This is a genomic window from Pseudomonas sp. MWU13-2517 (assembly GCF_023242545.1).
Taxonomy (GTDB): Bacteria; Pseudomonadota; Gammaproteobacteria; order Pseudomonadales; family Pseudomonadaceae; genus Aquipseudomonas.
Map to the genome: position 1 here is coordinate 211,832 of NZ_JALMFA010000005.1, position 11,481 is coordinate 223,312.

At 62.6% G+C, this 11,481-nt stretch carries 10 protein-coding genes; 4 read left to right on the top strand and 6 right to left on the bottom strand.

Annotation, left to right across the window (positions count from 1 at the left end; all coding sequences use genetic code 11):
- Nucleotide 1: 1 nt before the first annotated feature.
- From M5B97_RS09535 to M5B97_RS09555, 5 genes are all read right to left on the bottom strand, one after another.
- Nucleotides 2-877, bottom strand: a complete 876-nt coding sequence (locus M5B97_RS09535) for an ABC transporter permease (protein ID WP_123715432.1) — start codon at nt 875-877, stop codon at nt 2-4.
- Entirely contained in the window at nt 874-1,830 is a 957-nt protein-coding gene (locus M5B97_RS09540) for an ABC transporter permease (RefSeq protein WP_248731349.1), read from the bottom strand. Before M5B97_RS09540 ends, M5B97_RS09535 begins: the two co-directional genes overlap by 4 nt.
- Nucleotides 1,831-1,849: 19 nt before the next feature.
- Nucleotides 1,850-3,487, bottom strand: a complete 1,638-nt coding sequence (locus tag M5B97_RS09545; RefSeq protein ID WP_248731350.1) for an ABC transporter substrate-binding protein — start codon at nt 3,485-3,487, stop codon at nt 1,850-1,852.
- 95 nt (nt 3,488-3,582) lie between these two features.
- The gene (locus M5B97_RS09550; protein ID WP_248731351.1) at nt 3,583-4,857 is read right to left on the bottom strand and encodes an FAD-binding oxidoreductase; all 1,275 of its coding nucleotides are present in this window, start codon (nt 4,855-4,857) and stop codon (nt 3,583-3,585) included.
- Nucleotides 4,858-4,888: 31 nt separating this feature from the next.
- Nucleotides 4,889-5,557, bottom strand: a complete 669-nt coding sequence (locus M5B97_RS09555; RefSeq protein WP_123715428.1) for a haloacid dehalogenase type II — start codon at nt 5,555-5,557, stop codon at nt 4,889-4,891.
- A 501-nt stretch (nt 5,558-6,058) separates the two neighbouring features.
- On the opposite strand from M5B97_RS09555, the gene M5B97_RS09560 reads away from it, so the two are divergent.
- Genes M5B97_RS09560 through M5B97_RS09570 form a run of 3 tightly spaced genes read left to right on the top strand, consistent with a single transcriptional unit; the run spans nt 6,059 to nt 9,146 of the window.
- Nucleotides 6,059-6,910 (top strand): GNAT family N-acetyltransferase, encoded by an 852-nt coding sequence (locus M5B97_RS09560; protein WP_248731352.1) that lies wholly within the window; start codon nt 6,059-6,061, stop codon nt 6,908-6,910.
- A 19-nt stretch (nt 6,911-6,929) separates the two neighbouring features.
- Complete coding sequence (locus M5B97_RS09565; RefSeq protein WP_248731353.1) at nt 6,930-7,643, top strand: cupin domain-containing protein; 714 nt, start codon at nt 6,930-6,932, stop codon at nt 7,641-7,643.
- 39 nt (nt 7,644-7,682) lie between these two features.
- Nucleotides 7,683-9,146, top strand: a complete 1,464-nt coding sequence (locus tag M5B97_RS09570) for an aldehyde dehydrogenase family protein (protein WP_248731354.1) — start codon at nt 7,683-7,685, stop codon at nt 9,144-9,146.
- Nucleotides 9,147-9,295: 149 nt separating this feature from the next.
- Here M5B97_RS09570 and M5B97_RS09575 read toward each other — a convergent pair whose 3' ends face one another.
- Nucleotides 9,296-10,621, bottom strand: coding sequence for an FAD-binding oxidoreductase (locus M5B97_RS09575; protein ID WP_248731355.1), 1,326 nt, complete (start codon nt 10,619-10,621; stop codon nt 9,296-9,298).
- A 260-nt stretch (nt 10,622-10,881) separates the two neighbouring features.
- On the opposite strand from M5B97_RS09575, the gene M5B97_RS09580 reads away from it, so the two are divergent.
- Nucleotides 10,882-11,226 carry a YggL family protein gene (locus M5B97_RS09580; RefSeq protein WP_123715423.1) on the top strand — a complete coding sequence of 115 codons (345 nt, stop codon included), beginning with the start codon at nt 10,882-10,884 and terminating at the stop codon, nt 11,224-11,226.
- The last annotated feature ends 255 nt before the right edge of the window (nt 11,227-11,481 follow it).

Sequence of the window (11,481 nt, forward strand, 5' to 3'; positions counted from 1 at the left end):
GTCAGTGGCCTCCCGTGCGTCGACTGCGTCGCGACGACAAATAGTCGATCAGCAGGTTTACGCCAACGGTCAAGGTGCCGATGGCCGCCGCCGGAATAATGATGGCCAGCGCCCCCTGGCTGAGGCCGCCAATGTTTTCACGGACCAGGGAACCCAGGTCGGCATCGGGGGGCTGTACGCCGAGGCCGAGGAAACTCATGCCGGCAAGCAACAACACGATGTAGCCGAAACGCAGGCCCAGGTCGGTCAGGACCGGGTTGAGCATGTTCGGCAGGATCTCCCTGCACGCCACATACAAGCGGCGCTCACCCCGGGTGCGGGCAACCTGCACGTATTCCAGGGTTTCGATGTTCACCGCCATGCTGCGCGCCACGCGGAACGAGCCGGGGATATAGCTGATCACGGCGGTGCAGATGAGCAGCGTCACGGACGAACCGAAGGCCGAGACCATGATCAACGCGAGCATTTTGCTCGGAATCGAAATGAAGGCATCCATCAGGCGACTGATGATTTCGTCCAGCCATTTGGGCGACACCACTGACAACAGCGCACAGCCGGTGCCCAGGGTGCTGGCCAGGACGGCGGCTACCAGCGCCAGCCCGACGGTGAAACGCGCGCCCACCAGCACCCGGCTGAGCATGTCACGCCCCAGGTAGTCGGTGCCGAACGGGTACGCGAGGCTGAAACCCTCGAAGACGTTATCGGACACCACTTCCCCCACCGGGTGTGGCGCCAGCCATGGGCCGAACAACGCGACCAGCAGCCAGGCCACGCATACAGCTGCACCCACCAACCCCAGCCAGGGCGGCCCGTTGGACGCTTTGGCGAGGGCCAGGGCGGAAGAGGCAGGCTTGGATTTCGCAATGAGCGTATTCATTGGTTTCTCAGCCTCGGATTGGAGAGGATTGCACACAGGTCGGCGAGCAGCACCAGGCCCAGGTAAGCGGCACAGAACAACATGGTGCAGGCCTGCACCAGCGCCATGTCGCGGTTGGTCACGGCATCCACCATCAAGCTGGCAATCCCGGGATAGTTGAAGATGGTTTCGACGATCACCACCCCGCCCAGCAGATAGGACAGGCTCAGGGCGATGGCATTGGCAATCGGCCCAATGGCATTGGGCAAGGCATGGCGCAGCACAATCCGTATCGGGCCAACGCCCTTGAGGCGCGCCATTTCCACGTAGGGGCTGTCCAACTGGTCGATGACCGCGGCGCGGGTCATGCGCGCCATTTGCGCGACGATCACGCAGCACAGGGTCATCACCGGCAACGCGTAGGTGCGCATGAATTGCCACGGCGAGCTGATATCGCTGGCATAGGACAATGACGACAACCAACCCAGGTTGACCGCGAAAATCAGCACCGCCAGGGTGGCCACCAGGAACTCCGGCACCGCGACCATGGCCAGGGTGACGAAGCTCAGGAGACTGTCGATGCGCCCGCCCCGCCCCATCGCCGAACCGATGCCCAGCACCAGCGCCACCGGCACCGAGACCAACGCCGTGGCTCCCGCCAGCATCAACGTGTTCGGCACCCGCCCCGCCATCAGCTCACTGACCGGCGTGGCGCTGGAAACCGACACGCCCATGTCGCCGGTCAGCAGGCTCATCAACCAGTGCAGGTAACGCAATACACCGGGTTGATCGAGCCCCAGCTTCAGGCGCAATGCCGCGACCTGTTCAGGGGTGGCGAACTGGCCAAGGGCTTGTTGCGCCGCATCCCCCGGCAATACCGCCGTGATCGCGAACACGACCATGGACACGATCAATAAGGTCACGACCCCGGCGCCCAGGCGCCGGCCGATCAACCACAGTGTAGTGCTATTCATCGTCCTGCCCTCACGGTGCTCAAGCGTCCAGCCAGACTTGCTCGGAGAACATGTAGCCCATGAAACCACCGAGCGGATTGGCGACATAGCCCTGCACACGCTTGTCCACGCCATCAATGTTGCTGATGAACACTGGCACGCCGATACCGCAATGGTCATGCACCAGCGCCTGCATGTCGTGGTACATCTGGGTGCGCTTGGCTTCATCGGTTTCCGCGCGGGCCAGCAGCAGCAACTGGTCGAACTGCTCATTCTGCCACCCGGACTCGTTCCACGGTGCCTTGGACTGGAAGAACTGCGAGAACATCACGTCGGCGTTCGGCCGTGGGTTGATGTTGCCGAAGCCCAGCGGGTGTTTCATCCAGTGGTTGGACCAATAACCGTCGGTGGGCAAGCGGCTGACGTCCAGCTTGAGCCCCGCCTGTTTGGCCGACTGCTGCAGCAATACGGCGATGTCCACCGAACCGGTCGCGGCGGGCGATGCCACCAGCGGCATGGTGATGCTCTCCATGCCGGCTTTCTTAAGCAGGAATTTGGCTTTCTCAGGGTCGTACACGGTTTGCGGCAGGTCGGTATTGTAATAACGCGCACCGGGCGAGATCGGGTGATCGTTACCCACTACCGCATACCCACGGAATACCGCCGATTTGATTTGTTCACGGTCCAGCAGCAGCTTCATGGCCTGGGTGAATTCGGGGCTTTTGCCAGGCATCTGGTCCTGGCGAATGATCAAGTCCGTGTAGTTGCCCGACGGCGCATCGACGACCCGATGCTTGGGGCTGGCGCTGATACGCGTGGTGGAGCGCGCATTGACCTCGTTGATCATGTGCACGTCACCGGACAGCAGCGCGTTGATCCGCGATGGTTCGTCGGCGATGGCAATGAACTCGATCTCGTCGAGGTACGGCAAGCCCGGTTTCCAATAGTTCTTGTTGCGCACGGCAATCGAACGCACCCCTGGCTTGAACTCGCCGACGGTGAACGGGCCGGTGCCGATGCCCTTGTTGAAGTCGGTGGTGCCTTCGGGAACGATCAACAGGTGCGACACCGCGAGGATCGAAGGCAGCTCGGCGTTCGGTGAACTGAGGCGGATCTGCACTTCGTTCGGACCGCTTGCCTTGATCTCGGCGAACTGCTCGACCAATGCCATGACCTTCGAGCCGGTGAGCGGATCCTTGTGCCGGCTCAGGGAAAACACCACGTCGGCGGCGGTAAGCGGCTTGCCGTTGTGAAAGGTCACGCCGTTGCGCAGGGTAATGGTCCAGAGCGTGGCGTCGGTATTATCGATGCGCTCGGCCAGTTCCAGTTGCGGGGTCATGTGGCTGTCGAAACGGGTCAAGCCGTTATAGAACATGTAGTGACGCACGTAGTCGGTGGACAGCGCGCCCTTGGCGGGGTCCAGCGTATCGGCGGTGGAGCTGGACACACCGGCCACGCGAATCTTGCCGCCCGGCTTGCCCTTGCCGGCCGCCGGCGCTTCATCGGCCCACAATTTGCCGGCCGCACCGAACAAACTGCCCGCGCCGGCCGCCGCCACACCGGCCACGCCGAGCATCTGCAGGGCGTTGCGGCGCGACATGCCGCGATTGAGGCTTTCGAATACCCGCAGGCTCTCTTCACCGGAGATGAGAGGAGGCGTGGTTTTGTTGTCTGTCATGGCAAGGCTACCTGTCGAAAATCGGAAGATTCGAGTGCTCACGGTTATCCGGAGCGTTCTGGAAACACAAACGACGGTGAGGCAACAACGGCAACTCAGTGTAAGTAGTCTTGAAAGCGGTAATAGGCGCCCACGAACGGCAGGAACCAGGGTTTGCCGAAATGCCCGGGGATCGCCGGCCATTCGAGTTCACGCCAAGGATTGGCCTCGGCATTGCCGGCCATCACCTGGGCCATTACCTGGCCCATATGCACCGACATCTGCACCCCATGGCCGCTGTAGCCCATGGAATGAAACACGCCGCCATGCTGGCCGGCACGTGGCAGGCGGTCGGAGGTCATGTCCACCAGGCCACCCCAGCAATAATCGATCTTCACCTGCGCCAGCTGCGGAAACATGTTCAGCATCGCGGCCTGCAGCACTTTGCCGCTCTTGGCATCGGACACGCTATTGGACATCGCGAAGCGCGCACGCCCGCCGAACAGCAGTCGATTATCCGGGGTCAGGCGGAAATAATTGCCGATCATGCGGCTGGTGACGTAGGCACGGTGCTGCGGCAATAGCTGATCGATCAGCGCCTGGGGCAACACTTCGGTGACGATGACAAAACTGCCTACCGGTACGATGCGTCGGCGATACCAGCCAAGCCCACCGTGCTGGCAGGCACCGCTGGCAAGCAGCACTTGACCGGCGTGCAGCGAGCCCCGGCCGGTGTTGACTTGATAGCCACCGGCCTGCGCCTTCCAGTCATTGACGAGGGTGTGCTCATAAATCATCGCGCCGCGTCGCGCCGCCGCCTCGGCCAAGCCCACACCGAAACGGCCGATGTGCATTTGCACGCCGTTGCGTTGCAGCAAGCCGCCGTGAAACTGCGTCGAATTCACTTCGGTCCGGGTCTGGCCGGCGTCGAGCAACTCGACATCGGCATCGACTTCGCGGCGAATCAGATCGCAGGTGCGCGCCAGCCCTTCGTAATGCATGGGCTTGGCCGCCAGCTTGAGCTTGCCGTTGCGCACCATGTCACAGGCGATCTGCTCCTGGTCCACTAACGACACCACGGTCTGCACCGCGCTTTCATAAGCCTGGTAATAATCCCGCGCCTTGGCTGCCCCGAGGCTGGCATGCAGCCCGGCGTAATCCTGGGCCACCCCGGTGTTGCACTGCCCACCGTTGCGCCCCGAGGCTTCACCGACCACCCGCCCGGCATCCAGCACCACCACACTGGCGCCGCGCATGGCCAATGCCCTGGCCGCCGAAAGGCCGGTAAACCCACCACCGACCACCGCCACGTCGACCTGCCTGGGCAGGTCACCCAACTGCGCGCCGGTGAAGGCTGGTGCGGTATCGAGCCAATAGGATTCACTGCCCATGTTTAACCTCGTGCGCCAATGACGTTGGTTTTTACAGACCGACCAGGCCAGGCAACCCACCGATATCGGTGATCTGCTGGTAGCCGAAGGCAGCATTACCCGGAACTTCATGACCGCGGGCGACAAACGCCTTGTGCTTGATCTTCATGTCGTGAGCCGACATCAGGTCGTAACGGAAGCTGGACGACACATGCAAGATGTCTTCCGGCCCGCAGCCGAGGTTGTCGAGCATGTACTCGAACGCTTGCAGGCGTGGTTTGTAGGCCTGGGCCTGCTGAGCGGTGAACACCTTGTGAAACGGCGCACCGAGCTTTTCGACGTTGGACATGATCTGACTGTCCATGGCGTTGGAGAGAATCACCAGGGGAATCTTGTCGGCGATCTTCGACAGGCCGGCCGGCACATCCGCGTGAGGGCCCCAGGTCGGTACGGCGTCGTAATACAGCTGACCTTCTTCACGGTAGTCGATACCCCAGCGCTTGCAGGTACGCGCCAGGGCGGTCTTGAGAATTTCGTCGTAGGGCCGCCAGTCGCCCATCACCTGATCAAGACGGTAGGCGGTGAAATCCTTGACGAACTGGTCCATCTGCCCAGGCGCGAGGCGATCCGCGAACAGCTCGCGGGTCATGGTGCCCATCTGGAAATTGGTCAGCGTACCGTAGCAGTCGAACGTGATGAATTTGGGACGAAGGAAGCTCATGGGGTGCGGTCCTGGAGTCAGTGGAAAGTGACAAGCATTCGCGGCTCTGACGGCGCGTCGGCCTCGTTGCAGCACAGGTTCATTACACCACTGTGAAATCAGCAGATGGCATCAAAAATGCCCCTGACTCAATACAAAGCACCGTTTTTGCCGTCGGCGCCAGCAGAGTTTGCGGCGCGCTCCAGGCTTGGGCAAAGCCCGTATTCATGCGCTTTTATGGGCCTTTTCAGGTGCAAGGGCTCAAGGCTGGGGGTGACGAGCGGCAGAATGTGTGGCGCACGGCACTCTATAAAGAAGCGTTCCGCGCACAGCGCTGAACAGGCTCATCGGCCGCGAGGCATTTGCTGCTGAGCACCCCCTCCAATTTGGTAGTAACTATGGTGGCGTCACCCTCTTGCACGGCAAATCTACCGAATACCGCGCGCCCTCTTGCCAGCCCTGAAAGCAGGTGGGATACAGGCATTTCAACGACTCTCAACCGGTGCTTAACGGAGACCCGCCATGGCTGCCCTGCCACACCCTGATTACGTTTACCGCTCGATGACGGCAGCCGACCTTCCGGCCGCCCATGCGTTATCGGTGCAACTCAAATGGCCCCACCGCCTGGAAGATTGGGCGATGTTGCAACGGGTCAGCGATGGCTTTGTGGTACTCGACGGCGAGCGCCTGATCGGCACGGCTTTCGCCTGCCCCCAAGGCGATTACACGACGATCGGCCTGGTGATCGTCAGCAACGACTACCAGGGCCAGGGCATCGGCCGCCGCTTGATGGAAATGGCCCTGAAGGCCTGCCGGTCAAGCACGCCACTGCTCAATGCCACCCTGGCTGGTGCGCCGCTCTACGCAAGCCAAGGCTTTGTCGAGTTTGGCCAGGTGCAGCAGCATCAAGGCCAGGCGCAGGTTCCCGCACTGACCGCGCTAGCCGAGGGCGAAACCTGCCGCACGCTGAATGCCGACGATCATGCCGCCTTGATCGCCCTGGCCAATGCCGGCAGCGGCCTGGACCGCCGTGAAATCCTGCGCGACGTGCAAGTGGAGCACGCCGTGGGCATCGAACGCGACGGCCAGTTGCGCGCGATTGCGCTGCTACGCCCCTTTGGTCGTGGGCGTTGCATCGGCCCGGTGGTGGCCGAAACGCTGGACCAGGCCAAGCACTTGATCGGCGCGTTGCTGGCCGAGGTGCCGGATGCATTTGTGCGCATCGACATCCCGGCCGAATGCGGCCTCAACGACTGGCTCGAACAGGCCGGTTTGAAGTGCATCGACACGGTTGCACGCATGGCCATGGGTGAACCGCCCAAAGCCCGCGCCGGCGTGCATGCATTTGCCCTGATCACCCAAGCGATCGGCTGACCTTCCTGGAGTATTGCCCATGTCTTCCCCTCGTATCCTGATGCTCGCTCGCGCTGACGGCAGCCCCGTCGACACGCCCTTTCGCAACGCGGCCTTGAGCGCGCTCGACCCCTTCGGCGACAACCGCCGGCTTGCCTGGCTGAGCGACGACGGCGTGTCTGCCGGTCTGGTCGCGCTGAACGGCGAAACCGTTATCGAAGATTTCCCCCACAGTGAAACGCTGGTGGTTCACGCCGGTTCAGTACAGCTGCACAGCGCCGGGCAGACGCTGGAGCTGGGGGTCGGCGACAGCGCGGTGATCGGCCGCGGCACCCGCCTCACCCTGCAGGCCAGCCCCGGCACCTGGTGCGCGTTCTGCGCCGTGAACCTCACCGATGCCCCGCTGCGTCCCGGCCTGACCTGGCTCGATCCGCGCGCCATGCTCAACCCTTCAGCCGCACCCGACGCACACATCCTGATCGGCTCCGCGCCGCAATGCCGCTCCAACAACCTGTTTGACGATGCCAGTACCGAACTGCGCGTCGGCATCTGGGATTCGACGCCCTATGCCCGCCACGCTCGCCCGCACAAGCTGCACGAATTGATGTACCTGATCGAAGGCAACATGACGCTTCAGGACGCTGAGGGTGTCGATCTGACGGTCAACACCGGCGATACGGTTTTTGTCCCCAAGGGCGCGCCATGTGCCTGGCGCGGCACGGTGTATGTGCGCAAGGTTTACGCGGTGAAATAAGTTCGCAACGCCTGTTATCGCTCCAGGGAGCCCGTTGAAATGACTACACACTCTACGAACCAGCACAGCGTCGCCCCCCACATACTGGGCAGGTTCTACATCAATGGCGAGTGGGTTTCGCCGGCAGTTCCGGCCAGCCTCGGGGTGGTCAACCCGGCCACCGAGCAGGTGGTGGCGCAGGTGGCGCGCGGCACTGCCGAAGATGTCGATCGCGCCGTTGCGGCAGCGCGTGCGGCGTTTCCGGGCTGGGCGGCGTGCGCCCCTGCCGAGCGCGCCCGCGTGCTTGGGAAGATCCATGAGCTGATCCTTGAACGCAAGGAGGCGCTTGCCCAGGCGCTGTGCCTGGAGATGGGCGCGGCGATAGGTTTCGCACGTGCCATGCAGGTGCCGCTGGCGGCCGAGCACGTGCGGGTCGCACGTGACCTGCTGGCCGACTATCGCTTCCAGACGCTGGAAGGCAGCACCGCGATCGCGCGTGAGCCCATCGGCGTATGCGCACTCATCACCCCGTGGAACTGGCCGTTGTATCAGATCACCGCCAAGGTTGCCCCGGCGATTGCCGCCGGCTGCACGGTAGTGCTCAAACCCAGCGAACTGTCGCCGCTGAGCGCGTTGCTGTTCGCCCAGTTAGTGCATGATGCCGGCCTGCCGCCCGGGGTGTTCAACCTGGTCAATGGCAGTGGCCACGAGGTGGGCGCCGCCATGGCCGCGCATGCCGACGTCGATATGATCTCCATCACCGGCTCCAACCGCGCCGGAGCCCTGGTTGCGCAGGCGGCGGCGCCGACGGTGAAACGCGTCACCCAGGAGCTGGGCGGCAAATCACCGAATGTGTTGCTGCCCGACGCGGACTTTGCCAAGGCCGTGCCGCTGGGCGTGATGTCGGCATTTCGCAACGTGGGGCAATCCTGCAGCGCGCCAACGCGGATGATCGTGCCCAGGAACAGACTCGCGGAGGTTGAAGCGCTCGCGGCGGCAACCGCCAACGGCATCGTCGTGGGCGACCCGCAATCGGTGGACAGCGTACTCGGGCCGATTGCGAATCAGGCACAGTTCGAGCGTGTACAGGCCATGATCGAGATCGGCATCGCCGAAGGCGCGAAACGCGTCTGCGGTGGTCCCGGGCGCGTGCCCGGCTTTGACACAGGCTTCTATGCCCGCCCGACCGTGTTTTCCGAAGTCGCGAGCAGCATGCGCATCGCCCAGGAAGAAATTTTCGGCCCGGTCCTTTGCATCATCGCGTATGACAGCCTCGATGAAGCCGTCGCCATCGCCAATGACACGGTGTACGGGCTGGGTGCCCATGTGCAGGGGCAGGACATCCAGCTTGCCCGAGCCGTGGCGTCGCGTATTCGCGCCGGGCAAGTGCACCTGAACCATCCCGCCTGGGACCCGATGGCACCCTTTGGTGGCTACAAGCGTTCGGGGAATGGCCGGGAGTATGGTGTGCAGGGTTTTGAAGAGTATCTGGAGACCAAGGCCATTGTCGGCTTCGGTGCCTAGAGCAGCGTCTGCCGGCACTGCACATCGACTGTGAAAAGGGGGCTTGCTCCCGATAGGGGTGAGTCCCCCCTATCGGGAGCAAGCCCCCTCTTACATTGCGGACCGAAACCGGCATGCTATGCCGGTCCGGCGCAGAGCCATTCGGCCCCTCAGAAATCCGCGACTTTGCCCCACGCCGATGACTTGAACCGGTCCGGATGATAAGGCGTCGGGTCTACGATAGGTTGCGCACCACTGACAATGTCCGCAATCAGATGCCCCGCCCCCGGCCCGATACCAAACCCGTGCCCACTGAACCCCGCCGCCAGTATCAGCCCAGGCAGGTTGGCCATTTCACCGATGCCGGGTACGCCGTCGGGCGTGCTGTCCACATACCCCGCCCACGCGGCCGTCACCGATGAGTCCTTGAGGGCCGGCATCAATGCCGTCCCGCGCTCGTAGGTCAGCTTGACCGCCAAAGCGTCCGGGGTCGGGTCAAGAATTCGCATTTTCTCCATCGGCGTCGGCTCGTCCAGACGCCAGCGCTTCCAACTTTCGTGGCCTGCCCGTACGCCTTCGAACCCACCCACGGCGAGGTTGCGCCAGCGCCGTTGAAACATCGGCAGGAACTGCGGCGCAAAGCTGAGCAGCTGCGGGGTGGGATCGACACGCCCGCGCCCGCTGATCGCCAGGGTGTAGCTGCCATCGAAACGGCGCGTCATCGAGGCATTGGCCGTGTGCAATGCAGTCGGCAGTTCCTGACTTGGGGGCGACACGCGCAGCACGGTTTGGCGAATGGTCGCCTGGGGAAAACGAATGCCGTATTGGCGGCAGAACGAGGAGGCCCAGGCACCTGCGGCGAGCACCGCAAGCCGGGTGCGGATGGTGCCTTTTTCAGTCACCACCGCAGACAGTCGGCCGCCTTCGGTTTCCACGCCCCGCACCGCGCAGTCCTGATGCACCGTGCTGCCTAGCGCCATGATCGCGCGTGCGACCGCCGGGGCTGCGCGGGAGGGGTCGGCAATGCCGTCGGTGGGTGCGTATACCCCGCCTTTCCACGGCTTGCCGGTCGCACTGCCGCGCTCAGCGGCTTGCTGCGCGGTGAGCATATGGGTCTCGACGTTGACCGAGCGAGCGAACTCGCCCCAGCGTGCCCAACCGTCAATTTCCTTTTCGTCGTTGCTCAGGTAAAGCAGGCCGCACCGAGTGAAGCCGGTCTGCTCGCCGGTCTCGGCAGCGAACTGCGCCCACAGTTCCAAGCTCTTGGTGGCCATCGGCAGCTCGCGCGCATCGCGATTCTGCTGACGGCACCAGCCCCAGTTACGGCTCGACTGCTCGGCCCCTATACGGCCCTTTTCGACCAAGGCGACCTTCATGCCGCGCTTGGCCAGGTAGTAAGCGGTAAAGGAACCGATGATGCCACCGCCAATCACCACCACGTCAGCGTCAGTCGGCAAGTCGGGAGAAGTTTCTACAGCAATCAAGGGAGCGGGCATAAGTGGGTATCCGTCAAGGGTCGGTCATGGCATCGCGGCAGCATGGATTCATTACACCACCATGAAGCCATGCATAAACGGTTAAAAAGACCGGTCGGGTGGTACAAACCACCGTTTATCAGGCCCGCTCCGGCAGACTTTACCGCCCGGGCACACCACGGTTTTCTGCCAGGCGGCAGACGGTGATAGCACGCAAATGGGGCAGTCACGCCTATTAACTGGTAGAGTGCGCACCGTTATTTATTAAGAGGAATGTTTTCATGGCCACTAACCGCTCCCAGCGTCTGCGCAAAAAACTGTGTGTGGACGAGTTCCAGGAATTGGGTTTCGAGCTGAACCTGGAATTCAAGGAAAATCTGGCTGACGATGCAATCGATGCATTTCTCGACGCATTCCTGAAAGAAGCCATGGAAGCCAACGGCCTGGGCTACGTCGGCGGTGACGACTACGGTCTGGTCTGCCTGCAGAAGCGTGGCTCGGTCAGCGAAGAGCAGCGCGCCAAGGTTGAAGCCTGGCTCAAGTCCCGTGATGAACTGACCAAAGCCGAAGTCAGCCCGTTGCTGGACGTGTGGTACCCGGAAAAGCCGATCAACCCTGTTGCTTGATCGCCATCAGGGCCATCCTTCGTGATGGCCCTGTTTGTTTAAGCGTCACCCCCTCGTTACCTGCAGCAAGCCTCTCCTGGCTCTGCGCGCGCTCGGCATTCAAGCCTTCCAAAGCCCCCAATTCCTGATATCCAACGCACTCACCGCCCGAATCGGCAGGGAGAGCGCCCCTCTGCCTGGAAAAAAACGCCGAATACCCGCTATCGTTCAGCTACAACTGGATGCACCTTGGGGCATAATGCCGACACTTTCAGG